Annotated in this window: 29 protein-coding genes; 24 read left to right on the top strand and 5 right to left on the bottom strand. The window is 66.4% G+C overall.

The window, feature by feature from the left end; genetic code table 11:
- A partial coding sequence (locus GJ695_RS29725; RefSeq protein WP_166455364.1) for a hypothetical protein occupies nt 1-920 on the top strand: 920 nt, incomplete at its 5' end.
- Here the strand turns inward: GJ695_RS29725 and copD are convergent.
- On the bottom strand, nt 917-1,774 hold the full coding sequence (gene copD, locus GJ695_RS27475) for a copper homeostasis membrane protein CopD (protein WP_166455365.1): 858 nt from the start codon (nt 1,772-1,774) through the stop codon (nt 917-919). The two genes, GJ695_RS29725 and copD, sit on opposite strands and share 4 nt — an antisense overlap.
- Nucleotides 1,771-2,136 carry a copper homeostasis periplasmic binding protein CopC gene (copC, locus tag GJ695_RS27470; protein WP_154370285.1) on the bottom strand — a complete coding sequence of 122 codons (366 nt, stop codon included), beginning with the start codon at nt 2,134-2,136 and terminating at the stop codon, nt 1,771-1,773. The genes copD and copC overlap by 4 nt, the downstream gene beginning before the upstream one ends.
- A gap of 150 nt (nt 2,137-2,286) precedes the next feature.
- On the opposite strand from copC, the gene GJ695_RS27465 reads away from it, so the two are divergent.
- The 5 genes from GJ695_RS27465 (at nt 2,287) to GJ695_RS27445 (ending at nt 5,603) form a co-directional block, all read left to right on the top strand.
- Nucleotides 2,287-2,619, top strand: coding sequence for a CzcE family metal-binding protein (locus tag GJ695_RS27465; RefSeq protein WP_154370284.1), 333 nt, complete (start codon nt 2,287-2,289; stop codon nt 2,617-2,619).
- A 100-nt stretch (nt 2,620-2,719) separates the two neighbouring features.
- Nucleotides 2,720-3,052: a CzcE family metal-binding protein gene (locus GJ695_RS27460; RefSeq protein WP_154370283.1), complete on the top strand. Its 333-nt coding sequence runs from the start codon at nt 2,720-2,722 to the stop codon at nt 3,050-3,052.
- Between the two features lie 4 nt (nt 3,053-3,056).
- Nucleotides 3,057-3,464 (top strand): DUF305 domain-containing protein, encoded by a 408-nt coding sequence (locus GJ695_RS27455; protein ID WP_154370282.1) that lies wholly within the window; start codon nt 3,057-3,059, stop codon nt 3,462-3,464.
- Nucleotides 3,461-4,795, top strand: a complete 1,335-nt coding sequence (locus GJ695_RS27450; protein WP_154370281.1) for a YncE family protein — start codon at nt 3,461-3,463, stop codon at nt 4,793-4,795. The genes GJ695_RS27455 and GJ695_RS27450 overlap by 4 nt, the downstream gene beginning before the upstream one ends.
- 112 nt (nt 4,796-4,907) lie before the next feature.
- Nucleotides 4,908-5,603: a DUF3108 domain-containing protein gene (locus GJ695_RS27445; RefSeq protein ID WP_154370280.1), complete on the top strand. Its 696-nt coding sequence runs from the start codon at nt 4,908-4,910 to the stop codon at nt 5,601-5,603.
- Between the two features lie 97 nt (nt 5,604-5,700).
- Here the strand turns inward: GJ695_RS27445 and GJ695_RS27440 are convergent, their stop codons facing one another.
- From GJ695_RS27440 to GJ695_RS27430, 3 genes are read right to left on the bottom strand one after another with little or no spacing between them, the layout of a single operon-like run.
- On the bottom strand, nt 5,701-7,053 hold the full coding sequence (locus GJ695_RS27440) for a vWA domain-containing protein (protein ID WP_154370279.1): 1,353 nt from the start codon (nt 7,051-7,053) through the stop codon (nt 5,701-5,703).
- A 2-nt stretch (nt 7,054-7,055) separates the two neighbouring features.
- Nucleotides 7,056-7,676, bottom strand: coding sequence for a TadE/TadG family type IV pilus assembly protein (locus tag GJ695_RS27435; protein WP_154370278.1), 621 nt, complete (start codon nt 7,674-7,676; stop codon nt 7,056-7,058).
- Nucleotides 7,673-8,134, bottom strand: a complete 462-nt coding sequence (locus tag GJ695_RS27430; RefSeq protein WP_154360737.1) for a TadE/TadG family type IV pilus assembly protein — start codon at nt 8,132-8,134, stop codon at nt 7,673-7,675. Before GJ695_RS27430 ends, GJ695_RS27435 begins: the two co-directional genes overlap by 4 nt.
- Nucleotides 8,135-8,507: 373 nt before the next feature.
- Here GJ695_RS27430 and GJ695_RS27425 point away from each other — a divergent pair, with 373 nt between their 5' ends.
- From GJ695_RS27425 to GJ695_RS27345, 18 genes are all read left to right on the top strand, one after another.
- Nucleotides 8,508-10,193 carry a sensor histidine kinase gene (locus GJ695_RS27425; RefSeq protein ID WP_154370277.1) on the top strand — a complete coding sequence of 562 codons (1,686 nt, stop codon included), beginning with the start codon at nt 8,508-8,510 and terminating at the stop codon, nt 10,191-10,193.
- Between the two features lie 16 nt (nt 10,194-10,209).
- The gene (locus GJ695_RS27420; RefSeq protein ID WP_154370276.1) at nt 10,210-10,878 is read left to right on the top strand and encodes a response regulator; all 669 of its coding nucleotides are present in this window, start codon (nt 10,210-10,212) and stop codon (nt 10,876-10,878) included.
- Between the two features lie 124 nt (nt 10,879-11,002).
- Entirely contained in the window at nt 11,003-11,170 is a 168-nt protein-coding gene (locus GJ695_RS27415) for a Flp family type IVb pilin (protein ID WP_154370275.1), read from the top strand.
- Between the two features lie 178 nt (nt 11,171-11,348).
- Complete coding sequence (locus GJ695_RS27410) at nt 11,349-11,516, top strand: Flp family type IVb pilin (protein ID WP_154360730.1); 168 nt, start codon at nt 11,349-11,351, stop codon at nt 11,514-11,516.
- Between the two features lie 171 nt (nt 11,517-11,687).
- On the top strand, nt 11,688-11,822 hold the full coding sequence (locus tag GJ695_RS29885) for a Flp family type IVb pilin (protein ID WP_208023467.1): 135 nt from the start codon (nt 11,688-11,690) through the stop codon (nt 11,820-11,822).
- Nucleotides 11,823-11,990: 168 nt separating this feature from the next.
- Nucleotides 11,991-12,158, top strand: coding sequence for a Flp family type IVb pilin (locus GJ695_RS27405; RefSeq protein ID WP_154370274.1), 168 nt, complete (start codon nt 11,991-11,993; stop codon nt 12,156-12,158).
- A gap of 146 nt (nt 12,159-12,304) precedes the next feature.
- Nucleotides 12,305-12,472 (top strand): Flp family type IVb pilin, encoded by a 168-nt coding sequence (locus tag GJ695_RS27400; RefSeq protein ID WP_154370273.1) that lies wholly within the window; start codon nt 12,305-12,307, stop codon nt 12,470-12,472.
- Nucleotides 12,473-12,562: 90 nt separating this feature from the next.
- A complete protein-coding gene (locus GJ695_RS27395; protein WP_154370272.1) occupies nt 12,563-13,138 on the top strand; it encodes an A24 family peptidase in 576 nt (191 codons plus the stop codon).
- 8 nt (nt 13,139-13,146) lie between these two features.
- Entirely contained in the window at nt 13,147-14,535 is a 1,389-nt protein-coding gene (locus tag GJ695_RS27390) for a DUF8689 domain-containing protein (protein WP_208023468.1), read from the top strand.
- Complete coding sequence (gene cpaB, locus GJ695_RS27385; protein ID WP_154370270.1) at nt 14,532-15,407, top strand: Flp pilus assembly protein CpaB; 876 nt, start codon at nt 14,532-14,534, stop codon at nt 15,405-15,407. The genes GJ695_RS27390 and cpaB overlap by 4 nt, the downstream gene beginning before the upstream one ends.
- A gap of 18 nt (nt 15,408-15,425) precedes the next feature.
- The gene (locus GJ695_RS27380) at nt 15,426-17,006 is read left to right on the top strand and encodes a type II and III secretion system protein family protein (protein WP_154387931.1); all 1,581 of its coding nucleotides are present in this window, start codon (nt 15,426-15,428) and stop codon (nt 17,004-17,006) included.
- A gap of 8 nt (nt 17,007-17,014) precedes the next feature.
- A complete protein-coding gene (locus GJ695_RS27375; RefSeq protein ID WP_154370269.1) occupies nt 17,015-17,287 on the top strand; it encodes a pilus assembly protein in 273 nt (90 codons plus the stop codon).
- A 12-nt stretch (nt 17,288-17,299) separates the two neighbouring features.
- Complete coding sequence (locus GJ695_RS27370) at nt 17,300-18,466, top strand: CpaE/TadZ family protein (RefSeq protein WP_154370268.1); 1,167 nt, start codon at nt 17,300-17,302, stop codon at nt 18,464-18,466.
- Between the two features lie 23 nt (nt 18,467-18,489).
- Complete coding sequence (locus tag GJ695_RS27365; RefSeq protein WP_154361482.1) at nt 18,490-19,842, top strand: TadA family conjugal transfer-associated ATPase; 1,353 nt, start codon at nt 18,490-18,492, stop codon at nt 19,840-19,842.
- Between the two features lie 2 nt (nt 19,843-19,844).
- Complete coding sequence (locus GJ695_RS27360) at nt 19,845-20,819, top strand: type II secretion system F family protein (RefSeq protein WP_154370267.1); 975 nt, start codon at nt 19,845-19,847, stop codon at nt 20,817-20,819.
- Between the two features lie 10 nt (nt 20,820-20,829).
- Nucleotides 20,830-21,768 carry a type II secretion system F family protein gene (locus GJ695_RS27355; RefSeq protein ID WP_154370266.1) on the top strand — a complete coding sequence of 313 codons (939 nt, stop codon included), beginning with the start codon at nt 20,830-20,832 and terminating at the stop codon, nt 21,766-21,768.
- A 17-nt stretch (nt 21,769-21,785) separates the two neighbouring features.
- Entirely contained in the window at nt 21,786-23,720 is a 1,935-nt protein-coding gene (locus GJ695_RS27350) for an Ig-like domain-containing protein (protein ID WP_154370265.1), read from the top strand.
- Nucleotides 23,721-23,766: 46 nt separating this feature from the next.
- The coding region (locus tag GJ695_RS27345; RefSeq protein ID WP_166455410.1) for a methyl-accepting chemotaxis protein at nt 23,767-25,503 on the top strand (1,737 nt) is incomplete at its 3' end.

Below are 25,503 nucleotides of genomic sequence, written 5' to 3'. Positions count from 1 at the left end.
CCGACGCCGATGCTGGGCCGCCGCAATGGTTTGCCAGCGCCACGCCGGCAGAACAGAGCGCGCTGGCGCACGAGATCCGCGCCCGCGCCGCCGTGCTGCAGGAAAGCGACCTGCCCCTGCTGGAACAGCAGGCGCGCGGCGGCAACGTGGTGGCGGCGGCGGTGCTGGGCGTGGCCTATCGCCAGGGCTTCGGCGCCGATCCCGCCAGCCGCCGCAGCACCCAGTCGGCCGCCGGCTGGCTGGCGCTGGCCGATGCGCAGGGCATGCCGTTCGCCCGCGCCGAACTGGCGCTGATGGTGTCCATGGTCGGCGACCTGCGGCAGGTGAAGGAAGATGTCGGCGCCATCCGCGCCGCGCTGACGCCGGCCGACGCGCGCGGCAAGCTCAAGTCCCTGGGCTATGGCTTCGACGAGGAATCGAAGGCCAAGGCCATCGAAAGCTGCGACCTCGACGCGCTGCGCCTGTACCGCGAAGCCGGCGAGCTGCTGCCGCTGGCGACGCCGGTGCTGGGCCAGCGCGGCGGCTCCAACCTGGAACTGCCGATCATGAACCGCAATCCGCGACTGCCGCAAGTGCTCGACCTGCTGGCCGAGCAGCATGCCGACTTCGACCGCCGCTACATGCTGACCTTTACGCAAGCGCAGACCGGCGAGATTCCGCGCTTCGATCAGCTGGTGGCCAAGGCGCCGGCCGATCTGCGGTTTGCCGTGCAGCCGAACCTGGTCAAGGCCAATGTCCTGACGCTGGCGATCTGGGCCGGCAACCAGCAGGCGATGCGCAAGCTGCAGGCGCTCGGCGCGCGCACCGACGTCGGCGTCGAGGCGCTGGTGCCGGAAGTGATCAACGGCGTGCCCAGCGGACGCATGACCAGCATGCCGCTGTCGAGCGCGCGCGAGGAAGCGGCACGCCTGCAGCGCTAGGCGTCCGGCGCCAGCATGCCGATGGCGGCGGCCAGCAGCACCACGATGCCGGACAGGACCAGCTCGGCGCACACGGCCCACCGGAACAGCGGCGAGGCGCGCAGGCGCGGCACCACGATGTAGCGGTTCGCCACGGCGATGGCCGCCATCAGCAGCACCAGCGCGGCCTTGCACAGCAGCAGGCGCTGGTAGGGCTGCGACAGCGCCAGCGGCCAGGCGCCAAGGATCAGGAAATTGCTGGCCACGCCACTCAGCAGCACCATCAGCACGACCACGTGACCGACGCTGGAAAAGCGCACCAGCGCCAGCCTGGCCGCCGCGAATTCCTCGGCGCGCTTCAGGCGTGGCAGCAGGGTCAGCACCACGACCAGCGCGCCCAGCCAGGCGCCCCCGCTCAACAGGTGCAGCAACTGATTGAGCTGATGCAGCACACGCATCCAGCCGTCATGCATGACCGCGTGGCCGGTAAGACTCAAACTGCCCAGCAGGGCCGCGCCACCCAGCGCGCAGGCCCGCATGCAGCGCCGGACCAGCAGGCAGGCCAGCACCACCGCCTGCATGCCCCAGGCCGCGCCGATGCTGGTCCCGGTCGCCACGCGATACAGCAGCTGCGGATTGCCTGCGTCGCGCCAGCCGTCGCCCAGGCTGGCCGCCTGCAGCGGCAGCAGGCACAGCACCGCGAGCGCTATGCCCGCCATGGCCGCCCGCCGCGTAGCGCCGATGCTTGCCCATGACGGCTGCCGCAATCCGGCCGGCACCAGCGTGCTCAGATACGCCGCCGCGCCCCACAGGAACAGGGCGCCCACATCAAACACAAAGCGGCTGGCCAGCAGCGCCAGGTCGATCGCATTCACGGCTTCACGGTAAAGCGGTAGGCGCCGCTGGTCTTGTGCCCATCGACGGACAGCACGTGCCAGTCGACGCTGTAGACGCCGGGCGCCAGCTTGACGGCGACCGGCGCCCGCAAGGTCTTGCCGCCATCGGCCAGCGACACCGCCTCCAGCCTGACCTCCTGCTGATCCGGCCCGGTCAGCCGGACGCCGCTGAAGGACGGGTTCACCGACTCGGAAAACGTGAGATCAAGCCCGCTTGGCGATGCCACTGCGGCCTGCGCCGCCGGCACCGCCGCTTTCAGGTGGGCGTGCGCCCATGCATGGCCGGCGACGGCGATATTGGCCAGCACGGCCAGGCTGATGACGCGAACAAGACGTGACATGAATAACTCCCCAATGGTTGCAACGGACTCCCATTGTCCGTTTTAAGCAGCGCCGCGTGGATTACAAATGTGTCATGGGCGGGTCATCGTCCCGTCAGTGCCGGCTGCCTAGAATGGCTCCATCGTCACTCACCACTGAAAGGAAACATCATGTTCAACGCCCTCCGCAGCGCCCTCGTCGCCACCGCCGTCATCGCCGGCACCGGCGCCGCCCACGCCGCCACCAGCCAGCCGGCCGCCTACGGCGAGGCCGTCGCCAGCAGCGCCGCCGCGCGCCAGGTCACCATCACCGCCGACATCAAATCGGTCAACGTCAACGACGGCGACACCGTGGCCTTCAACGTCAACGGCAAAACCTTCACCTGGCGCTTCGACACCCTGCGCGGCATGGGCAGCTTCGACCTGGCCAGGATCGCCCCGGCCGGCGTGGACGCCGGCATGACCAGCGTCTACGTCGCCAGCAATCCGCTGTACCGCGGCTAAGCGTCGCCGGGATTACAAAACTGTCATTTAACCGTCATCGTCGTGTCAGCCGCTTTTTCTTAGACTGGCGACAACAGCAGTCATATTGAAAGGAAAGATCATGTTCAACCTCCTCCGCACCGCCCTGGTGGCCACCGCCCTGATCGCCGGCGCCGGCGCCGTGCACGCCGCCACCGGCCAGCAAGCGCCTTACGGCAGCGCCGCCGCCGGCGCCTATGCCGACCGCCAGATCACCATCGACGCCGGCACCAAATGGGTCAACGTCAACAACGGCGAAACCGTGGCCTTCAACGTCAACGGCAAAAGCTTCACCTGGCATTTCGAGACCCTGCACAACGAAGAGCGCTTCGACCTGGCCAGGATCGCCCCGGCCGGCGTGGAGGTCGGCATGGTGACCGTCTACGTCGCCAGCAACCCGCTGTACCGCGGCTGATCCGATGCGGGCCGCCATCGCCAGCTGCCTTGCCGCCCTGTCGCTGATCGCGGCAGGCGCGCAGGCGCAGGAACACCACCACCACGGCGCCGACGCGGCGCCGTCCGCCACCCCGCCGGTATTCGTCGCCAGCAGCACCAAGCCGTTCAGCGCGCTGATGGACGACGCCATGGCCGTGATGGACGCCGGCATGAAGCAGGCGCCGATGAACGGCGTGCCGGAACACGACTTTGTCACCATGATGATGCCGCACCACCAGGGCGCCATCGACATGGCCAAGGCCGTGCTGCTGACCACTCAGGACCCGGAGATCCGCAACCTGGCGCTCGGCATCATCGCCGAGCAGCAGGTCGAGATCAACGTCATGCAAGCCTGGCTGCAACACCACCCCACCAAGGAGACCACCAAATGAAGCAACTCGCATTCGCCGCCGGCGCCATGCTGTGCGCCAGCGCCTGGGCCGCCATCTCGCCGCTGGACCGCGTCTACACGGCCGACCAGAATACTAATACCATCTCGGTGTTCAGTCCGGCCACCAACACGCTGCTGGGCCAGATCAAGCTGGGCAATTCGCGGCCGGACGTGCTGTCGCCGCTCTACAAAGGCGAGATCAACGTGCACGGCCTGGGCTTTTCGCCGGACCACAAGACGCTGATCGCCATTTCCAACGGGTCCAACTCGGTCACCTTCATCGACACCGCCACCAACAAGGTCAAGGGCAAGACCTATGTCGGCCGCTCGCCGCATGAAGGCTTCTTCAGCGCCGACGGCAAGGAAGTGTGGGTGGTGGTGCGCGGCGAGGACTACATCTCGGTCATCGATCCGGTGACGTTCAAGGAAACGCGGCGCATCCAGACCGACCTCGGGCCGGGCATGGTGCAGTTCCATCCGGACGGCAAGCTGGCGTTCGCGGTATCGAGCTTCACGCCGACGGTGGACATCATCGACGTCGCCTCGCACACCATCATCAAGCGCATCAACGTGGTCAGCCCGTTCTCGCCGTTCCTGCAGTTCACGCCGGACTACAGCGAAATCTGGATGACGCACAAGGACGTCGGCAAGGTCACGCGCATCAGCACCAGGACGCTGGAAGTGACCGGCGTGATCGACACCGGCTTCATCTCCAACCACCTGGCCTTCGCCAAGGTCGGCGACGAGGTGCGCGCCTACGTCACCATCGGCGGCGAGAACGTGGTCAAGGTCTACAGCACCGGCAAGGAAGCCAGGCTGCTGGCCACCATCCCGACCGGCGCGCTGCCGCACGGCGCCTGGACCTCGGACGACAACAGCCGCGTCTACATCGGCCTGGAAAACGGCGACGGCGTGCAGGCGATCGACACCGCCAGCAACAAGATCGTCGCCACCATCGGCGGCGGCCAGGCGCCGCAGGCGCTGGTCTACCTGTCGCACGTGGCGCCGTCGGCCAGCGACAAGTCGAACCTGGTGCCGCGCGTGAACCAGGACGCGGTCAACATCCAGCTCAAGCCGCTGCAGGGCGACAGCAAGGGCTTTGTCGTGGTGCGCAGCCTGGGCGTGGTGGAATCGATCGAAGCCTTCCTGTACAAGCTGAAGCCGGACACGCAGTACGACGTCTACGCCGGTGGCAACGCGGCGCCGGTCGGCAGCTTCCGCACCAACGCCATGGGCATGGCCAACGGCACCATGATCGGCCCGGGCCAGACCAATGGCGCGGTCACCGTCAAGGAAACCGGCGGCGCCGCGGTGCTGGCTTCGCAGCCCTGACAGCCGATCACTACGTCGATTAATACGTACGGGAAACTTTGCTGCACTGCCGCTAGCTCTCTTTGAAACTTGGTTATATAGTCAATGAACAAACCACAACAAAGGAGACAGCATGACCATCAAACGTACGTTTGCCTTGCTCTGTTTCATCCTGCCTTGCGCACTCGCGCGGGCAGGCAACCACGAATCGGTGCCGGCCCCGGCGCCGGCGGTCGGCGATTCGTGGACCTATCAATACACCGACGTATGGAAAGGCGCCAAAGGCAACGTCAACCGCATGGAAGTGGCTTCCATCGACGAGGCCGGCGTGCACATGGCGATCAAGCGCGCCGCCAGCGGCGCGCTGATCAGCACCCAGTTGTTCAGTCCGGACATGAATCCGGTCGAGCGTGGCGGCATGCATTTCAGCCCATCGTTTACCCGCTTCACCTTCCCGATGGCGCCCGGCAGCGAATGGAGCAGCGAGGTGGTCGGCGACAACAGCAAGGCTGGAAAACAACAGCGCTACGCCATCAAGGGCAAGGTGCTGGACTGGGAAAAAGTGCGGGTGCCGGCTGGTGAATTCGAGGCGCTGAAGATCGTGGTGGAGGCGCAATATGCCGATGCCAACGACGCCACGCGCGGCGGCGGCAAGCTGACCGAGACCGTCTGGTTCGTCCCTTCGCTCAACAACTACGTCAAGCTGGACTACCAGGACGCCGACGCCCAGGGCCGCCTCTACAGCCGCGACAGCTGGGAACTGATGTCCTTCGCCCACAAGGCCGCCACGCCGCCACTGGCCGCCGTCGCCGCACCCAACCACCGCTAAACCCCATCCGGGGTCAGGTCCCCCATTTCTACACGAGCTCTGCTGTAACGGCTGTTACGGCAGAGCTCGTGTAGAAATGGGGGACCTGACCCCGGGTTTATTTGGAGATGCGCAGGATGGCGGACGCCAGCTTCGAGAAGCATGGCGTCAGGTCGGCCTGCGTGGCGGCGTAGCAGTAGACGCCGACCGGCTTGGCGGCGTTGTAGCAGCGCGCCGGCGCGTCGACCGAGTTGGCCATGCACTTCAGCGTGTCCTCGCCCTTCTCGCCGTCGACCCCGGTGCCGATCTTCAAGCTCGATCCCAATCCCAGCGTGAAGATGTAGATGCCCTCGTCGCGCGATTTCGACGCCATCGCCTCCACCAGGTTGCGCGCGGCGCGGTTGACGTTGGCATACGTCAGCGTGTTGGTCACCACGCGCGGCGTGGTGGTCACCACCGGGTATTCGCGCAGCGCCGGGTCGTTCGGCGTCAGCGTCGGATTGTGGGCGTTGTACCAGTCCGGCAGCGAGGTGACCTTGCTCGGCAAATCGGACGGCGTGCAGTTGCCGCCGATGTCGTCGTACTGCTGGTCCAGCTTGTACAGCCCGGCCGGCGTGCCCGAGCCGTCATCGTCGGTGTAGATGGTGCCGGCCTGGGTGCAGGTGCCGGCCGTCTTCCAGTTCAGGTAGGCGCCGAAGGAGTTCGGCGCGCCGTCCGAGAAGAACACGATCACGCGCAGGTTGGAACGGTTCAAATTGGCCGTCGGCACGCTGTTGATCTGGTCGCGCGCGGTGTACATGCCTTCGGCCGACGCGGTCGAGCCGCTGAACGAATACGCCTTGATGTGGGTGGTCATGCTGGCGCGGTCGAAGCCGCGCGCGATCGGCCGGATGGCGTCGTCGACGATCGAGCCGAAGGCGAAGTGCACCAGGCCGACGCGGTCGCGCGTCACGTTGAACTGGTTGAGGAAGGTCACCGCCGAACTGCGCACATTGGCGGCCGAGCCGGCCAGCGAGCCGGAGGTGTCCATCACCACGATCATGTCGAGGTCCTTGCGCTTGGTTTCGGTCAGGACCGACGGCGCCAGCACGCCGGTGCTGAAGCCGCCGAACAGCGCGGTCGGCAAACTGGCCGAGGCGCTGACGGTCACCGTCACCTCGCTGGCGCTGAAGGAGACGCCGACGTCGTTCAGCGTCGCCGTCGACATCAGGTAGTTGGCCGGGAAGTTGGCGTTGAAGAAGCGCTGCGCCGCCGCCTTGGCGTTGGCGGTCTGCTCGACCTGCGTGGTGCCGTTGCTGATGGCGCGCGCGGCGGCCAGGCCGGCGGCGTCGGTGGCGGCGTTGAGCTTGGAGCGGACCATGTAGCTGAGGCCGGCGCTGAAGGCCAGCGCCACCACCGCCAGCAGCGTGGTCAGCGACAGCACCACCATCAGCGTGATGCCGCCGCGTTGGGTATGTTTATAGAAGCGCATGGTCAGAATACCGTCATCGAGTAAAAATCGGTCGCCAGCGAAGGCGTGCTGAAACTGCCGAAGGTAAAGGTCTGGAACAGCATGTTGTACTTGTAGTAGGCCTCGACCACGTAGATCACTTCGCCGTCGAGCAGCTGGCCGCTCATCATCGACACCACCGGCGCCGTGGTCCCGGTCGGCACCACGCAGGTGCCGGCCGTGCCGCTGGCCCAGTTGCTGCACGTCCAGACCTTCGACAGCGGCGCGTAGCCGCTGATGCGGTAGCCGCGGTTGTTGACGGCGTCGTCCCAGCGGTACTGCTCCAGCACGATGCTCCTGGTGGTGCCGCCCGAGGTCGAGCCCATGATGCGGGTGATGTAGATCATGCCCAGCTTGTTCATGTCGAGCGGCGGCGCCGACGCCGCCACCTGGCCGATGATGGTCTGGGCGTTTTCCGACAGCTGCAGCTTGCCGCGCGAGGCCAGGTTGGCGGCCTCGCGGCTGAGGTTAATCAGGATCATCTGCGCCTGCATGGCGCGCGCCACGTCCACCAGCCCCAGCATCAGCACCAGCAGCAGCGGCAGCAGCAGCGCGAACTCGACGGCGGCCAGGCCGCGATGGCGGTAATAACGGCGCGGGCTCATGGCGTGAACGCCTCATTCTGCATGGTGGCGGCCACCGCGAACTTGTACTGGCCGCTGGGGAACACGGCGGCGACGATCGGCGTGGCCAGGTTCCAGGTGCAGTCCAGCCGCAGCACCACGATGTCGCCGGGCGCGCCGAGCACGGTGGCGGCGTTGGCGGTCGACGACACCGTGCCGTTGACCGAGAACACCGGGCACACCGTATCGAGGTAGCCCATGGAATTGGTGCGGATCACTTGCATCACCGACTTCAGGCGCGAGGTCGGGTCGACGTCGGTGCGGCCGGTGACGGCGTAGCGCGCGCCTTCGCGCACCGCGTACTGCATGGTCAGCGTGACAAAGAAGACCAGGCTGAATTCGATCAGGCCGATCAATAACAGAAACGCGACAGGGGCGACGATGGCCATCTCGACGACGGCCGAGCCGCGCTGGCGGCGCAGGAATCCGGGCACTCTCATGGTGTTGCGTCCGTGGTACGGTTACGTTGCAAAGACAGGCGGGAGCGCAGATGGCGCGGCACTGCTGACGGGCTGGCCGGCGCAGCAACGGCCGGCGGCAGCGCCACGGGAATGAGGTGACGGTGAGCTATTCTATCCCGATTCATTTATGTCGCCTAGTTATTTAATGTTTTCTAACGGCATCAAAAACACGGCGCCGGCGTGGCGTTGGGCGAACGCGGGCGTGAACCATGGCAAGCAGCGTAACACGCGCTGGCTGGACAGAGCAGCTTCGACTGCGTAGACTCGATTGAGTTAGCAACAACTATCGAATCGCTATTTTGTTTAGCTTGGGTGTATGTGAAGCCGCCGGCATGCGCGGCAGGAGACGCGATTGATACCACAAAGCCCTTCCAGCACCGGCGCGCGCAGCGCGGGCGACGCCGTCGGCGCGTCGATGGTGTTTGTCATGCGCCTGGTGCTGGCGCTGACCGCCATCCTGACGCTGGTGGTCGCGCCCGGCGACCTCGGCAACCGCTATGGCGAGCGCAACCTGCTGAACTCGCTGATCTTCGGCGGCTATCTGCTGCACAGCCTGACCCTGCTGCTGGTGGCGCGCCGCCACCGCACGCCGTTCTGGCACGGCAAGGCCGTGTACTGGATCGACCTCGGCTGGTACGCGCTGATGGTGTACTGCACCGGCGGCGGCAACAGCTTCTTCTTCCCCTTTTTCTTTTTCGTCATCCTGACCGCCTCGTTCCAGTGGGGCTTCGACGAAGGCGCGCGCATCACGCTGGGCGCCACCTTCGCGCTGGCGCTGTCGACCTGGCTGACCGACAGCAGCATCAACCACGCCCACCTGCTGCTGCGCACCGCCTTCGTGCTGGCGCTCGGCTACATGATCGCCTACTGGGGCGGCCTGGGCGTGGCGCAGCGGCGCCGCCTGCGCCTGCTGCGCGACGTCAGCCGCCTGGCCAATCCGCGCTTCGGCGTCGACCAGACCATCGCCCTGGTGCTGCAGCAGACACGCGACTTTTACCACGCCAGCAACTGCCTGCTGCTGATGCGCGACCATCCCGACGAGCTGTGGCAGCTGCACTCGTCGGGCGCGCCGCAGGGCCGCGCCTCGCTGTCGCGGCTGCCGGAAGGCGCGGCCGCGCCGCTGCTGGTGTTCGCGCCGCAGGCGCTGGTGCAGTACGCGTCGGCGCTGCATGCGCGCCTGCCCGGCACGCTGGAGTCGCGCAGCCGCACGCCGCAGCAGGCGCGCTGGCAGCGCCTGCCGCCGGAAACCGTCGAACAGCTCATCGACTTGCTCGATGCCAGTTCCTTCATCAGCGCCCCGCTGCCGCTGCGCAAGGGCGAGGGCCGGATTTACGTGGTGTCGGACCGGCACCGCTTCAGCCGCGTCGATGCGGTGTTTTTGCAACAGCTGGCGGCGCAGGTGTTTCCGGTGATCGAGAACATCGTGCTGCTCGACCGGCTGGCCTCGGACGCCGCCTTCCGCGAGCGGCAGAAGATCGCGCGCGACCTGCACGACACCACCATCCAGCCCTACATCGGCCTGCGCCACGGCATCAGCGCGGTGCGTCAAACGTTGCAATCGGACCACCCGGTCGCGGCGGAACTTGATAAACTGCTCGACATGACCACCCAGGTCATCGGCGACATGCGACAATTCACCCGTCAAGTACGGCAGGGTGCGTCGCAAACCGACGCTGAACTGCTGGTGGCGTTGCGCCGTCAGGCGCAGCAGGTGCAAGAGTTCTACGATATCCAGATAACAATCCAGGCGCAGGACGGCCTGGCCATCAGCGACCGGCTCGCTGCGGAAGTGTTCCAGATCGTGAATGAAGGCATGCACAATATACGCAAACACACCCGCGCCCGCACCGGGACGATCAGCCTGAACAACGCTGACGGCCAGCTGCGGATACGCATCGAAAATGAAACCCCGGAAGGTCCCACGGCCCCATTCCTGCCTGGATCACTCGCCGAGCGCACCGCTGCGCTGGGCGGAACGATCGAGATCGACTGCGATACGCCAGGCGCCACCGCAGTCAGCATCGCCATCCCGGTATAACTGACCGAGGCAAGACATGAGCACACCTATCCGCATTCTGCTGGTAGACGACCACAAGACCATGCTGTGGGGGCTGGAAAAACTGATCGAAGGCGGCGGCAGCGATTTGACGCTGGTCGGCACCGCGCACAACAACGACACCGCGCTGCAGCAGGCCAGCCTGCTGAAACCCGATGTCATCGTGCTCGACCTCGACCTCGAGGGCCGCAGCTCGATCGAGATCCTGCCGCAGCTGCTGCAGCAAAGCGGCGCCAGGGTGATGATCCTGTCCGGCAACCGCGACCAGGGCTTGCTGACGCAGGTCGTCAAGCTCGGCGCGCGTGGCGTGGTCAGCAAGGAGGCGCCGGCCGACGTGGTGCTCAACAGCATCCGCGCCGTGTTCAAGGGCGATATGTGCGTCGACCCGTCGCTGATGAACGCCCTGCTGGGCCAGCTGTCGGCGCCGGCCAAGGCCGATCCGGAAGCGGCGCGCATCGCCTCGCTGACGCCGAAGGAACGCAAGATCGTCGCCGTGGTGGTGGAAGGCAACGGCGCGCCGAACAAGGAGCTGGCCTCCAAGCTGTTCATCGCCGAGCCGACCTTGCGCAACAACCTGACCACGATCTACCAGAAGCTCGGCGTGGCCAACCGGCTGGAGCTGTACGTCTACGCCACCCGGCACGGCATGACCAGCGTCCCGGCCTAGTGTGAGAATTGGTGACAAATGTCACCTGAGATCGTGACGTTTGTCCACTGCGCGGCGCGGCGCCGCTGCGTAGAATGGTTTTCATCGGCGGCACCTGCGCCTGAACCAGACAAGGAGACACACCATGAACGCCATCCAGAATTTCCTCCAGGACGAAGACGGCATCACCGCCATCGAATACGCGCTGATGGCGGCCGCCATCGCCGCCGCCATCACCGCCGGCCTGACCATTCTCGGACCGAAGATCACCGCCTCGCTGACCTACATCTCGGGCCTGATCAAATCGTCGTAATCGCCGCGCGCCGCATGACAAATGTCACCGCATATCGTGACGTTTGTCGGATGTGCGGTGCCGAGGCCGTGCGTAGAATGACTTACATCAGCAGTGCAACACGCAGTACCTAAAACCTGAACCCCGTTTTAGTTGACGCAGTAACCCACTTACTCCACCAACTTTGACGAGGCTCATCATGAACGCAATCACCAATTTCATCCGCAACGAAGACGGCATCACCGCCATCGAATACGCCCTGATGGCCGCCGCCATCGCCGCCGCCATCACCGCCGGCCTGGCCATCCTGGGCCCGAAAATCACCGCTTCGCTGACCTACATCTCCGGCCTGATCAAATCGTCCTGATCGACCGCCGCGTTGTTCAGCAGTTCACAATCCGGAACCGCGTTCCGGATTTTTTTTGCGTGACAAATGTCACGCCACATCATGACGTTTGTCGGATGTGAAACGATACCAGGCTGTCTAGAATGTCGGTTTGCACCACCCCATGATCATCAGGCTTACAGGAGCAGCAGTATGCGCACACCATCGATTCAACGCTTCATCCGCCACGATGACGGCGCCACGCTGCTGGAATACGCGCTGATTGCCGCCCTGGCGTCGGTGATCGTGATCATCGCCATCCTGGCCGTGCTCGGCTCCAAGACGTGAACCACCGTGACAAATGTCACGGTTTGAAAGTGACGTTTGTCTGCTGTACAGTGACCAGCAAGACAACGTAGAATGCTTCATATCGGCAACATCGCAGTACCTAAAACCTGAACCCCGTTTTAGTTGACGCAGCAACCCCTACTCAACTAACTTTTAACGAGGCTCAGCATGAACGCAATCACCCACTTCCTCCGCGACGAAGACGGCATCACCGCCATCGAATACGCCCTGATGGCCGCCGCCATCGCCGCCGCCATCACCGCCGGCCTGACCATTCTCGGTCCGAAAATCACCGCCTCGCTGACCTATATTTCCGGCCTGATCAAGTCGTCGTAAGCGGCCGCCGCATCGAAAGATCCGGACCCGCTCCGGATCTTTTTTATCCGTGCCGTGCGGAGGCCGACGGCCGCACACGGCAACCCGCCGCTCCAACCGCAACCCGTAGGCGCGACGGCCCTTTCCTTAACTTCCCGAGGCCCCTAATGAATGCCCTCCGTAATTTTGTCCGCAACGAAGATGGCATCACCGCCATCGAGTACGCACTGATGGCCGCTGCGATCGCAGCCGCGGTTGCCGCCGGTGTCGCCATTCTCGGTACGAAACTGTCCGATTCGTTGAGCTATATCTCAGGCCTGGTGAAATCCTCCTGATTTGCAAGCTGCAAATATTTCCGGAACGGTGTACGCCGTTCCGGAAATATTCTATACACTAAATTGTCTGCCCCCTTTAAAGGCGAACGAATGACCATCTTGCCGTTGATCATACTGTGCTGCTTGCTGGCACTGGCAGTCTGGAGCGATCTGCGCACCCGCCGCATTCCCAATGCGCTGGTGTTCGGCGGCGCAGTGCTGGGGCTGTTGTTCAATGCGGTGTTGCCTTCTGGCGACGGTCTCTTCATACAAGTCTTCGGCGGCATCGGCCTCGTCAAAGCGCTGGCCGGCCTGGCCGTGGGCCTGTGCCTGCTGCTGCCGATGTACGCCATGCGCGCGCTGGGCGCCGGCGACGTCAAGCTGATGGCCATGATCGGCGCCTTCACCGGCCCCGGCGCGGTGGCCGGTATCACGCTGCTGACGCTGCTGGCCGGCGGCGTGCTGGCCCTGGTCGTGGCCGGCTTCAACGGCCGCCTCAAACCCATGCTCTACAACACCTGGCACCTGATCAAATACAGCATGCTGCGCTCGCTCGCGGGCGAAGTGCCGAAGATGGAGGCGCCGGCCACGCCGAGCGGCCGCCTGCCCTACGCGGTGGCGATCGCCGCCGGCGCCGCGCCCTACCTGATCGTCGGCGCCAGCAGCGGCCGCAGCCTGTTCTTCTGATGGGCAGCATGTCCACCCCGCACCTCAGCGAAGCGCCGGCCGAGGCGCGCGCGCCGCGCACCACCGACGAAACCGGACTGCCGTTCCTGTTCCTGGTCGAGCTGCTGTGCAAGGTGCTGTTCCAGCGCGGCCAGGTGCGCCTGCCGGAACTGGCCAGCCATTTGAAACTGAGCGTCAGCGTCATCACGCCGCTGGTGACGCATTTGCGCAACGAAAAACTGTGCGAGGTCACGCGCAGCGGCGGCAGCGGCACCGACGCCGACCTGACCTATCACCTGACCGACGCCGGCATGCAGCGCGCCATCGCCTGCCTCAACCGCAACGCCTACGCCGGCCCGGCGCCGGTCACGCTGGCCGCCTACGTGGCGCAGGTGGCGACGCAAAGCGTGCGTCACTTGCATGTCACGCGTGCCGATGTGCAAGCCGCTTTCCACGACGTGGTGGCCAGCACCCAAGTGCTGGACCAGATGGGCGCGGCGATGAATTCCGGCCGCGCGATTTTCATCTACGGCCAGGCCGGCAGCGGCAAGACCTTCCTGGCCGAACGCCTGTGCGACCTGCTGCACGGCGCCATCGCCCTGCCCTACGCCATCATGATCGACGGCGAAGTCGTGCCCTTCTACGATCCGGTGCAGCACCGGCCGGCCACCGACACGCCGCCGGCCGAGGAAGGCAGCGACCTGCTGCGCACGCTCGACGCGCGCTGGGTGCGCGGCCTGCAGCGGCCGACCGCGCTGACCGGCGGCGAGCTGACGCTGGAGATGCTCGACCTGCGCTTCGACGCCAACACGCGCCTGTACCAGGCGCCTCCTCATCTGAAAGCCAACAACGGCATTTTCATCATCGACGACCTCGGACGGCAGCGCTGCTCGCCGCTGGAATTGATGAACCGCTGGATCGTGCCGATGGACCGTGGCGTCGATTATCTTTCCTTGCACACGGGACTGGTTTTTCAAGTGCCTTTCGATGTGGTCGTGGTATTCTCGTCGAACTTCCTGCCGGAACGTTTGTCGGATGGCGCCTTCCTCCGCCGGCTCGGATACAAGATAGAAGTACCGCCGCAAAGCCCGGCCGAATATGAGCTGCTGTTCCGCCAGGCTTGCGCGCAGTACGGCATCGCATTCGACGCCGCGGCCTTCGACTACCTGCTGAGCGGACTGCATGCCAAGGACGAGACGCCGTTGCTGGCCTGCTATCCGCGCGACCTGATCCGCCAGGTGCGCGACCTGGCCCGCTACGAAAGCACGCCGCCCGCCTTGAACCAGCGCTCGCTGGACTGGGCCTGGCACAACTACTTTGCCGGCGCCGGCGCGCGCCGGGTCGCCGCCGAACAACAGAAGAAAGAACGCGAACGCCGCGAACAAACCAATCCGCTTAACGCAGGAAGGCTGGGATGAGAAACACTCGTGCTCTGACAATGATAGGGGTGGCGCTGTTCCTGGCGCTGGCGGCCGTGGTGGTGGCGGCGCAATGGATCGCCGGCCAGTCGGCCAGCAACAGCAACAAGGTGGCCGTGGCGCTGCTCGACATCAGCATGGGTGCGCGCATCACGCCGGAACTGGTGCACATGGTGGACTGGCCGGCCAGCTCGGTGCCGCCGGGCGCGATGACCGACATCAAGGCGCTCGAAGGCCGCATCACGCGCGCCAACGTGCAGCGCGGCGAACCGATCACCGAAGGCAAGCTGGCGCCGGCCGGCACCCAGGGCGGCCTGTCGTCGGTGGTGGCCGAAGGCAAGCGCGCCATGACCGTGCGCGTCAACGACGTGGTGGGCGTGGCCGGCTTCGCGCTGCCGGGCAATTACGTCGACATCCTGGTCAACACCCAAAGCGACAACAACGGCGACCACCTGGTGCGCGAACAGGCAATCTCCAAGATCGTGCTGGAACGCATCCTGGTGCTGGCGATCGCGCAGGAATCGAGCCGCGACGATACCAAGCCGAAAGTGGTCAACGCGGTCACGCTGGAACTGACGCCCGATCAGGTGGAGAAACTCGACCTGGCGCGCAGCGTCGGCACGCTGTCGCTGGTGCTGCGCAACCAGGTCGATCCGCAATCCGCCAACACCGAGGGCGCCACCAAGAGCAGCCTGCTGGGCGAGGCGGCGAACGCCGGCGTGCCGCTGCCGCGCAGCCTCACCACCACGCCGCCGCCAGCGCCAGCGCCGGTGGCCGCGGCGCCGGCGCCGCGTCCGCTGCCGCGCGTCGAGCGCAACAGCGACAAGGTGGAAGTCATCAAAGGTCTGGAACGTAGTTCACAACAATTTTAAGCCACCGGAGAACGCGACTTGAGCCACGTATCCTTTACGCCATTGCACGTCCTGCCGCTGCGGGCCGCCGCCCTCGCGGTCCTGCTGAGCGCCGCGGCGCCGGCCACTTTTGCGGTTCAGCCGGCCAAGCCGGCGGCGGCCGCCACGCCGGCCGCGCCGGCCGGCGTGGAAATGGCCAAGGAGGTCACGCTATCAACCGGCAAGTCGTCGCTGATGCGCCTGCCCTTCCCGGCCGCGCGCGTGGCCGTGGGCGACGCCAAGATCGCCGACGTCATCCTGCTCAATCCCAGCGAAATCTACATGCTGGGCAAGGCCACCGGCTCGACCAACCTGATCGTGTGGAACCGCGCCAACCAGGCCAGCGTCATCGACATCACGGTCGGCCTCGACGTCGGCGGCCTGCGCCAGCAGTTCAGCGAACTGTTCCCGAATGAACGCGACATCCGCATCACCGTCTCCGGCAACTCGCTGATCCTGTCCGGCACCGTGGCCGACTCGGTGCGCGCGGCGCAGATCGTCTCGGTGGCCAGCGCCTACCTGTCGCGCAACGCGCGCGGCGGCAACCAGGGGTCGTCGGCCGGGCCGGACGCCGCCGCGCAGGCGGCGCAGAACGCCAGCGGCACCGGCGCCCCGAGCGCCGCTTCCGGCGCGGCCGCGGGCGCCGCCTATCAGCAGGCGATGGACCCGATGTCCGGCATGTCGCAAGGCGGCAGCAACGGCCGCGTGGTCAACATGCTGGCGGTGGCCGCGCCGCAGCAGGTGATGCTGGAAGTGAAGATCGCCGAAGTGTCGAAAACGCTGGTCGACCAGCTCGGCGCCAGCGTCGGCCTGAACGGCTCGCGCGGCAGCTGGACCTACACCATGCTGTCCAATCTGTTGAGCGGCAATCCGAGCAAGGTCGACGCCTTCAACAATAAAAGCGGCAAGTTCGTCACGCTGGACGCGCAGAAAAACGACGGCCTGATCAAGGTGCTGGCCGAACCGACCGTGATGGCCATCAGCGGCCAGGAGGCCAGCTTCCTGGCCGGCGGCAAGATCTTCATCCCGGTGGCGCAGACCGGCACCGGCAGCAACAACCAGGTCACGCTGGAAGAGAAGGAATACGGCATCGCCGTGCGCTTCACGCCCACCGTGCTCGACGGCGGCCGCATCAACCTGCGCGTGACGCCGGAAGTGTCCGAGCTCAACCGCGAAGGCATCGGCATCACCGCCAGCGGCAGCACCGCCACCTCGATCCTGCCGTCGTTCACCACGCGCCGCGCCAGCACCACGGTGCAGCTGTTCGACGGCCAGAGCTTCGCCATCGGCGGCCTGATCAAGAACAACGTCACCAGCAGCATCAAGGCCTTCCCCGGCCTGGGCGAAATCCCCATCCTCGGCGCGCTGTTCCGCAGCAGCGATTTCCAGAGCGACCGCACCGAGCTGGTGTTCATCGTCACGCCGCACCTGGCACAACCGCTGCCGCCGAATCCGAAACTGCCGACCGACGACTACGTCCAGCCGAACCGTTTCGACTTCTTCCTGAACGGCAAGCTGGAAGGCCGCAGCCCGCCGCCGGCCGCGCCAGCGCCCGAGCCTGCGCCGGCCGGCAACCCATAGGAGGCGCCATGCGAACACTCACCATCCTGCTCGCCGCCGTTGCCACATTGACGCTGGGCGCCTGCGCCACCAGCCCGCGCTACGACCGCCAGTTCGGCAGCAGCGTGCGGCTGATGCAGGCGCAGCAGACCCTGCATCCGGAAGCCAGCCGCAACCGCAGCCCGGTCAACGGCCTCGACCCGCAAGCGGCGGCGGCGGCCTACCAGAACTACCAGCAGTCTTTCAGCACCAAGGAAGACCAGAGCGGCGCCTTCAGCATCGGCGTCGGCGGCAAACGCTAAGGAGCGGCACACTTGAAGATCACCGTCATATCCCGCGACGAACGGCAACTGGCAGACCTGATGCGCCTGCTGCGCGCGCGCTCGTCCTCCGATGAAATCGATCACCTGATCGGCAATGTGTCGCGCACCGCGACGCTGAGCGACGAGCAGATGCCCGACGTGCTGATCATCGACCGTCCGCAGTCGGCCGACGAGGACCTGGAGCATCTGGAGCGCTTCTCGGCCCAGCATCCCAACATCGCCTGCGTGGCGCTGTGCGTCGACCAGGATCCGCAGTTCCTGCTGCAGGCGATGCGCGCCGGCGTGCGCGAAGTGCTGCCGTCGCCGGTGACCAGCAGCGCGCTGTATCCGGCCATGGAACGCATCGCCGAGAAGCTGGAACGGCGCGGCCAGACCAGCGGCAAGGTGCTGGCCTTCATCTCGTGCAAGGGCGGCAGCGGCGCCACCTTCCTCGCCACCAACCTCGGCTACGCGCTGGCCGCCAGCGGCAAGCAGCGCGTGGCGCTGATCGACATGAACCTGCAATTCGGCGACGCCTCGCTGTTCGTCTCCGACCACAAGCCGCTGGCCACGCTGAGCGACGTGGCGCAGCAGATCCACCGCCTCGACCCGTCGTTCCTGACCTCGTCGATGCTGAGCATCACGCCCAACTACGGCGTGCTGGCGGCGCCGTCCGATCCGGCCCACGCCAACGACGTCAAGCCCGACCACATCGACGCCATCCTCAAGCTGGCGCGCCGCCAGTACGACTTCGTGCTGCTGGATGTCGGCCGCAGCCTGGACGCGGTCAGCATCCGCGCGCTGGACCACGCCGACATGATCTTCCCTATCCTGCAGACCACGCTGCCCTACATCCGCGACAGCAAGCGCCTGCTCAACGTGTTCCGCTCGCTGGAATACGGCAAGGAAAAGATCCAGCTGATCGTCAACCGCCACGACAAGAACAGCGAAATCCGTTTGAAGGATCTGGAAAGCGCCTTCGACGCCGAGATCGCCTTTACGATCCCCAACAACTACGATTCGGCGGCCGCCTCGGTCAACCAGGGCGTGCCGGTGCTGCAACTGGAACCGAACGCGCCGCTGAGCCAGTCGCTGGCCGAACTGGCGCGCAAGCTCACCGGCGAAGCGGCGCCGGTGCAGCAAAGCGGCTGGCTGGGCAAGCTGATGTCGCGTAAATAAGCGCGTAAATAAAAGGAAGCATCATGAGCACCCCTGTGTCATTGCGTGAACGCCTGGAAAACACCGACATCCGCGGCTCCGGCCAGCGCACGCAAGGCGGCATCGACAACCGCGCCTACCAGAAGCTCAAGCAGCGCCTGCACGCGGCGCTGCTCGACCGCGTCGACCTGGAAAGCATGCAGCGCCTGAACCAGGACCAGATCCGCGTCGAGCTGCGCAACCTGGTCGAGAAGCTGCTCGAAGAAGACGCGGTGGTCATCAACGACGCCGAGCGCAAGACGCTGACGCGCGACATCCAGAACGAGATGCTGGGCTTCGGCCCGCTGGAGCCGCTGCTGGAAGACCCGACCGTGTCGGACATCCTGGTCAACACCTACCGCCAGATCTACGTCGAGCGGCGCGGCAAGCTGGAGCTGACCGACGTCACCTTCAGCGACGACGCCCACCTGATGAAGATCATCGACAAGATCGTCTCGCGCGTCGGCCGCCGCATCGACGAATCGAGCCCGATGGTCGACGCCCGCCTGCCGGACGGCTCGCGGGTCAACGCCATCATCCCGCCGCTGGCGATCGACGGGCCGATCATGTCGATCCGGCGTTTCTCGGCCGACCCGCTGCGGCTGGCCGACCTGGTGGCCTACGGCAGCATGACGGCCGACATGGCCGAAGTGCTGCAGGGCCTGGGCAAGGCCAAGGTCAACATCGTCATCTCGGGCGGCACGGGTTCCGGCAAGACCACCATGCTGAACGTGATCTCGGGCTTCATCAATCCCACCGAACGCATCGTCACCATCGAGGACGCGGCCGAGCTGCAACTGCAGCAGCCGCACGTGGTGCGCCTGGAAACGCGGCCGCCCAACATCGAGGGCAAGGGCGAAGTCACGCAGCGCGCGCTGGTGCGCAATGCGCTGCGGATGCGGCCCGACCGCATCATCCTCGGCGAGGTGCGCGGCGCCGAGGCGCTGGACATGCTGGGCGCCATGAACACCGGCCACGAAGGCTCGATGGCCACCATCCACGCCAACACGCCGCGCGACGGCCTGACCCGGCTGGAGAACATGGTGTCGATGGCGGCCGCCAGCCTGCCGACCAAGGCCATGCGCCAGCAGATCAGCTCCGCCGTCGGCGTGGTGATCCAGGTGTCGCGCCTGACCGACGGCAAGCGCAAGGTGATGTCGATCCAGGAAGTGACCGGCATGGAAGGCGAAATCATCACCATGCAGGAAATCTTCTTCTTCAAGCAGACCGGCCTCGGCGACGACGGCAAGGTGTTGGGCCACCACACCGCCACCGGTATCCGTCCGCGCTTCATCGAGCGGCTGCGCAACTTCGGCGTCAACATCGGTTCGACCGTGTTCGATCCAGCGGGGCACTGATCATGGACCTGCGGCTGCTGCTATTCATCGCCCTGATCTTCGCCGCCGTGGCGCTGATGGTGTGGGGCGTCTACACCAGCTGGAACGCGGCGCGCGGCCCCGAGGCCGAACGCATCGCGCGCCGGCTGCGCAACGCCATCGGCGACAGCGGCAGCGAGCTGGCGGTGTCGATCACCAAGGAACGCTCGCTGGCGCAGGACGCCGGCATGCAGGACTTCCTGGCCAGGCTGCCCGGCATCCAGAAACTCGACCGGCTGCTGCTGCAAACCGGGCGCGGCATGAGCGCGGCGCAGCTGACCGCGCTGATGGGCGGTTGCTTCCTGATCGGCTTCATCCTCGGCAGCGGCCTGGCCCTGCCGTGGTTCGGCCGCCTGATGCTGGGGGCGGCGGCGGCGGCGCTGCCGGTGCTGGAGGCCGCGCGCGCCAAGCGCAAGCGCATCCTGCGCATCGAATCGCTGCTGCCGGACGCGCTCGACATGATGGGCCGCGCCATGCGCGCCGGCCACGCCTTCCCCACCGCGCTGAAGATGGTGGGCGAGGAGATTCCCGATCCGCTCGGCGCCGAGTTCCGCATCGTCTTCGACGAGGTCAACTTCGGCGTGTCGATGCCGGACGCGCTGATGAACCTGGCGCTGCGCGTGCCCAGCACCGATCTGCGCTACTTCGTCATCGCCGTGCTGATCCAGCGCGAAACCGGCGGCAACCTGACCGACCTGCTGGCGTCGATCAGCGCCATCATCCGCGACCGCCTCAAGCTGCTCGGCCAAGTGAAGGTGATGTCGGCCGAGGGCCGCATGTCGGCCTGGGTGCTGGGACTGATGCCGTTTGCCGTCGGCGGCCTGGTGTCGATGGTCAATCCCGGCTCGCTGCAGGTCCTGTTCACCGATCCGGGCGGCCGCAAGATGCTGGGCATGGCGGCCGGGCTGATGGTGATCGGCATGCTGGCGATCCGCAAGATCACCACCATCCGCATCTGAGGAGCGCGCCATGACCATCATCCAGATCATGTTCCTGCTGGTTGTCTTCATCGCCGTGTTCGGCGGCGTGGTGCTGGCGATCCGGCTGCTCACCGTCAACCCGGTCAAGGACCGGCTGGAAGCGCTGCACGACCGCAGCCAGGTGACGCGCAAGGGCGGCAAGTGGATCGAGTCGATCGTCAACCTGGCGGCGCCGCTGGCCAAGCTGTCGCTGCCCACCGAAGGCTGGGAAAACTCGCCGGTGCGGATGCGCTTCATCAACGCCGGCTGGCGCACGCCGTCGACGCCCGGCCTGTTCTTCGCCGGCAAGACCGGGCTGGCGGTGCTGCTGCCGCTGATCGTGTTCCTGTACCTGAGCAGCAAGGCGGTGGCCACCGACAGCAACGTCAAGATGTTCTGGATGGTGGTGGCCGGCGGCTTCGGCTACTACATGCCGAACTTCGTGCTCAACCACGTGGTCAAGACGCGCCAGCGCGACATCTTCGAATCCTTCCCCGACGCGCTCGACCTGATGACGGTGTGCGTCGAAGCCGGCCTGGCGATGGACGCCGCGCTGGCCCGCGTGGCCAACGAGATCGGCCTGAAAAGCGTGGTGCTGGCCGAGGAGATGCAGCTGGTGACGCTGGAACTGCGCGCCGGCAGCGCCAAGGACAAGGCCTTGCGCAACCTGGCGCTGCGCACCGGCGTCGAGGACGTCGACGCGCTGGTGACCATGCTGATCCAGGCCGACCGCTTCGGCACCAGCATCGCCGATTCGCTGCGCGTGCAGTCCGAACAGTTGCGCACCAAGCGCCGCCAGCGTGCCGAGGAGCACGCGGCCAAGATCTCGCTGAAGCTGCTGTTTCCGCTGATCTTCTTCATTTTCCCCAGCCTGCTGGTAGTGCTGCTCGGTCCGGCGATGCTGAACCTGTACCGCAACCTGCTGCCCGCCATGGCCGGAGCCAATTGACCACCCCTGGAGTATTTATGACATCGCGACGGACCGACTGCTTTACCCGTTATTTGCTGGCCCTGTTGTGCGCCATGTTCCTTGCCGCCTGCGGCGGCGGCGGCGGCGGCAACGGCGGCTGCACCACCATCGATCCGAACCGCGACAGCAGCCTGCCCGGCTGCGGCACAGGTACAGGGACCGGCACCACCGGCAAGGCCGCCGTCACGCTGACCGTCACCGACGGCAGCGGCGTGGCGCTGACCACGCTGGCGCCGGGCAGCAGCGCCACCCTGAGCGCCGTGCTGAAGGACGCCAACAACGCCGCCGTGCCCAACACCCTGGTGACCTTCACCAGCACCGACAAGAACGCCGTGTTCTCGGCGGCCGGCGGCGCCATCGTCACCGACGGCAACGGCAAGGCCACGGTGCAGCTCAGCCCCGGCACCGCCACCACCGCCGGCAGCTATGTGATCACCGCCACCGGCACTGTGGCCGGGGCCGCCGTGACCGCCAGCGCCAACTACACGGTCGGCTCGGCGCCGACCGCCACCGCCAGCCAGCTGACCTTTGTCTCGGCGCTGCCGCAGAATATCGCGCTCAAGGGCACCGGCGGCGCCGGCCGCCAGGAAAGCGCCACCATCACCTTCAAGGTGCTGGACGCCAGCGGCAATCCGGTGGCCGGCCAGCAGGTCAGCTTTGCGCTCAACACCACGGTCGGCGGCATCACGCTGACGCCGGCCAGCGCCGTCAGCGCCGCCGGCGGCCTGGTCAGCACGACCGTGGCGTCCGGCACCGTCAACACGCCGGTGCGCGTGACCGCCACGCTGAACGGCAGCGTCAGCACCCTGTCCGACCAGCTGGTGGTATCGACCGGCGTGCCGGAACAGAACAGCTTCACGCTCAGCGCCGTGATCCGCAACGTCGAGGGCGGCCAGTACAACGGCTGCACCGCGCCGACCGGCACCACCGTCACCGCGCGCCTGGCCGACCACTTCCACAATCCGGCGCCGGATGGCACGGCGGTCAGCTTCACCGCCGAAGGCGGCAGCATCGACGCCTCGTGCCTGACCGGCCTGACCTCGACCACGTTGACCGACGGCACCGTCATCACGCAGAAAGGCACGCCGGGGGAATGCACGGTGCGCTACTGCGCCGGCAATCCGCGGCCGGCCGACGGCCGCGTCACCGTACTGGCCTACGCGCTGGGCGAGGAAAGCTTCACCGACACCAACGGCAACAACCGCTATGACGCCGGCGAGCCGTACACCGACCTGGGCGATCCGTTCCGCAACGACCGCGCCGTGACCGACGCCAACGCCAACGGCATCGACGACGCCTTCACCAGCGGCAACGCGGTGCGCGCCAGCGGCGAGCAGTACATCGATTCCAACGGCAACAGCAACTGGGACCAGAGCGGCAACGGCGTCTACAACGGCGTGCTGCAAACCACGCCCAACATCAGCGGCAGCAACACGGTGCACGTGCGCCAGGCCATGGTGATGGTGCTGTCCAACAGCACCGCCGCCGTCAGCCTGCTGAGCACCGCCAGCGGCGCCGGCACGCTGGCGCTCGACCACTGCACCGACGGCACCGCGTTCGCCAACACCACGCACACCTACAGCTTCGCCATCCGCGACAACAACCCGACGGTGTTCGCGCCGAACCGCCGCAGCGCCCACGCCGGCGATCCGCTGTGGCTGTTCGACCGTCCCGGCAACCCGCTGCCGGCCGGCACCCAGATCAGCTTCGCCACCTCGAACGGCATCCTGCAAACGCCGGCCAGCATCACCGTGGCCAACACCAGCAGCGCCGATTCCAGCGCCTGGGTCTACAACGTGTCCCTGATCAGCGACGCCAGCCAGAACGCCGGCCTGGTGTGCAGCAATGTGCTGGGCAGCGGCTTGCTCAACATCACCGTGACCACGCCCAACGGCACGATCACACAATTCAGCTACCCGGTGACGGACTAGCGCCTTCGCCGCGGCCGCGGCGACTTAACAGCAGGGAGAACTGGCTATGCGCTTCGCAGACTTAGGCATCACCCGCAAACTGTACCTCGGCTTCGGCGCCGTGGTCCTGATCCTGGCGATTCTGCTGGGAACCGCCTACACCAATTTCTCCCGGCTGGCGCAAGCCAACGGCTGGAACAACCACACGCATGAAGTGATGGCCGAAACCCAGGCCATCCTGGAAAGCCTGCTCAACATGGAAACCGGCGAGCGCGGCTACGCGCTGACCGGCGAGGATGCCTCGCTGGCGCCGTTCAAGGCCGGCCAGGCCGCGTTCACCGCGCACCTGGGCAAGGCGCGTGCGCTGACCGCCGACAATCCGGCCCAGCAGGACCGCCTGCAAAAGCTGGAACAGGCGCAGCAGGGGTGGTTCACTTCCGCGCTGCAGCCGGCGCTGGCGCTGCGCGCCAAGGCCAACGACGGCGCCAGCATCGATCCGCTGTTGCAGTTCGAGCGCGAGGGGCGCGGCCGGGCGGGCATGGATGCGATGCGCACGCTGCTGTCCGACATCAGCGGCGCCGAGCAGTCGCTGCTGTCGCAACGCGCGGCCGATGCGGCCTCGCTGCAAAGCCTGACCTCCAACACCATCATCATCGGCGGCCTGCTGACCATCGCGCTGGCGGCGGTGCTGGCGTGGATACTGAGCCGCAGCATTGTCGGTCCGTTGAGCGCGGCGGTGCGCATCGCCCGCACCGTGGCCTCCGGCGACCTGACCAGCCGCATCGAGAGCCATTCGAGCGACGAGACCGGGCAGATGCTGCAGGCGCTGGGCGACATGAACCAGAGCCTGCTCAACATCGTCGGCGAGGTGCGGCAAGGCACGGACACCATCGCCACCGCCACCAGCGAGATCGCGCGCGGCAACCAGGATTTGTCGAACCGCACCGAGCAGCAGGCCAGCACGCTGGAGGAGACCGCCTCGTCGATGGAGGAGCTGACCGGCACCGTCAAGCAGAACGCCGACAATGCGCGCCAGGCCAACCAGCTGGCGGCGTCGGCCTCGGCCGTGGCCAGCAAGGGCGGCGCGGTGGTGGCGCAGGTGGTCCAGACCATGCATTCGATCAGCGCTTCGTCGCAGAATATTGTGGAAATCATTTCGGTGATCGACGGCATCGCGTTCCAGACCAATATCCTGGCGCTGAATGCGGCGGTGGAGGCGGCGCGGGCCGGCGAGCAGGGACGCGGGTTTGCGGTGGTGGCGTCCGAGGTGCGCACGCTGGCGCAGCGCTCGGCGGCGGCGGCCAAGGAGATCAAGGCGCTGATCGACGATTCGGTCAGCAAGGTCGACGCCGGCAGCAAGCTGGTCGAGGAAGCCGGCAGCACCATGGAGGACATCGTCGGCAGCGTGGGCCAGGTGACCGCGATCATGCAGGATATCGCCGCCGCCAGCGCCGAGCAGATTGCCGGCATCGAGCAGATCAATCATGCGATCAGCCAGATGGACAGCGTGACGCAGCAGAACGCGGCGCTGGTCGAGCAGGCGGCGGCGGCCGCGTCGGCGTTGCAGGAACAGGCGGCCAGCCAGGCCAATGTGGTCAGCGTGTTCAAGCTCGATGCGCGCGCCATGTCGGCGCCGGCGGTGACGCGCGCGCCGGCGGCGATAGCGGCAGCGCGTGCCCCCAAGGCGATGACGGCGGCAACACGGGCATCCTCGGCATTGCCGGCAGCGGCGACGTCGGCAGCGGCGAAGTCGTCGTCGGCAGCGGCCACGTCGGGGGTGGCGGCGAGGTCGGGGGCGCCGGCC

Source organism: Duganella alba, assembly GCF_009674495.1.
In the GTDB taxonomy this organism is placed as follows: domain Bacteria; phylum Pseudomonadota; class Gammaproteobacteria; order Burkholderiales; family Burkholderiaceae_D; genus Rugamonas; species Rugamonas alba.
This window is presented reverse-complemented; position numbering and strand designations above follow the sequence as displayed.

Excerpts from the sequence above, each read along its gene's own strand:
- GJ695_RS27405 (WP_154370274.1), top strand. The coding sequence starts at position 11,991 with ATGAACGCAATCACCCACTTCCTCCGCGACGAAGACGGCATCACCGCC.
- GJ695_RS27395 (WP_154370272.1), top strand. The coding sequence starts at position 12,563 with ATGACCATCTTGCCGTTGATCATACTGTGCTGCTTGCTGGCACTGGCA.
- GJ695_RS27450 (WP_154370281.1), top strand. The coding sequence starts at position 3,461 with ATGAAGCAACTCGCATTCGCCGCCGGCGCCATGCTGTGCGCCAGCGCC.
- GJ695_RS27430 (WP_154360737.1), bottom strand. The coding sequence starts at position 8,134 with ATGAGAGTGCCCGGATTCCTGCGCCGCCAGCGCGGCTCGGCCGTCGTC.
- GJ695_RS27435 (WP_154370278.1), bottom strand. The coding sequence starts at position 7,676 with ATGAGCCCGCGCCGTTATTACCGCCATCGCGGCCTGGCCGCCGTCGAG.
- copC (WP_154370285.1), bottom strand. The coding sequence starts at position 2,136 with ATGTCACGTCTTGTTCGCGTCATCAGCCTGGCCGTGCTGGCCAATATC.
- GJ695_RS27360 (WP_154370267.1), top strand. The coding sequence starts at position 19,845 with ATGGACCTGCGGCTGCTGCTATTCATCGCCCTGATCTTCGCCGCCGTG.
- GJ695_RS27390 (WP_208023468.1), top strand. The coding sequence starts at position 13,147 with ATGTCCACCCCGCACCTCAGCGAAGCGCCGGCCGAGGCGCGCGCGCCG.
- GJ695_RS27455 (WP_154370282.1), top strand. The coding sequence starts at position 3,057 with ATGCGGGCCGCCATCGCCAGCTGCCTTGCCGCCCTGTCGCTGATCGCG.
- GJ695_RS27365 (WP_154361482.1), top strand. The coding sequence starts at position 18,490 with ATGAGCACCCCTGTGTCATTGCGTGAACGCCTGGAAAACACCGACATC.
- GJ695_RS27410 (WP_154360730.1), top strand. The coding sequence starts at position 11,349 with ATGAACGCAATCACCAATTTCATCCGCAACGAAGACGGCATCACCGCC.
- GJ695_RS27400 (WP_154370273.1), top strand. The coding sequence starts at position 12,305 with ATGAATGCCCTCCGTAATTTTGTCCGCAACGAAGATGGCATCACCGCC.
- GJ695_RS27445 (WP_154370280.1), top strand. The coding sequence starts at position 4,908 with ATGACCATCAAACGTACGTTTGCCTTGCTCTGTTTCATCCTGCCTTGC.
- GJ695_RS27440 (WP_154370279.1), bottom strand. The coding sequence starts at position 7,053 with ATGCGCTTCTATAAACATACCCAACGCGGCGGCATCACGCTGATGGTG.
- GJ695_RS27420 (WP_154370276.1), top strand. The coding sequence starts at position 10,210 with ATGAGCACACCTATCCGCATTCTGCTGGTAGACGACCACAAGACCATG.
- GJ695_RS27415 (WP_154370275.1), top strand. The coding sequence starts at position 11,003 with ATGAACGCCATCCAGAATTTCCTCCAGGACGAAGACGGCATCACCGCC.
- GJ695_RS27465 (WP_154370284.1), top strand. The coding sequence starts at position 2,287 with ATGTTCAACGCCCTCCGCAGCGCCCTCGTCGCCACCGCCGTCATCGCC.
- GJ695_RS27460 (WP_154370283.1), top strand. The coding sequence starts at position 2,720 with ATGTTCAACCTCCTCCGCACCGCCCTGGTGGCCACCGCCCTGATCGCC.
- cpaB (WP_154370270.1), top strand. The coding sequence starts at position 14,532 with ATGAGAAACACTCGTGCTCTGACAATGATAGGGGTGGCGCTGTTCCTG.
- GJ695_RS27355 (WP_154370266.1), top strand. The coding sequence starts at position 20,830 with ATGACCATCATCCAGATCATGTTCCTGCTGGTTGTCTTCATCGCCGTG.
- GJ695_RS27350 (WP_154370265.1), top strand. The coding sequence starts at position 21,786 with ATGACATCGCGACGGACCGACTGCTTTACCCGTTATTTGCTGGCCCTG.
- GJ695_RS29885 (WP_208023467.1), top strand. The coding sequence starts at position 11,688 with ATGCGCACACCATCGATTCAACGCTTCATCCGCCACGATGACGGCGCC.
- GJ695_RS27375 (WP_154370269.1), top strand. The coding sequence starts at position 17,015 with ATGCGAACACTCACCATCCTGCTCGCCGCCGTTGCCACATTGACGCTG.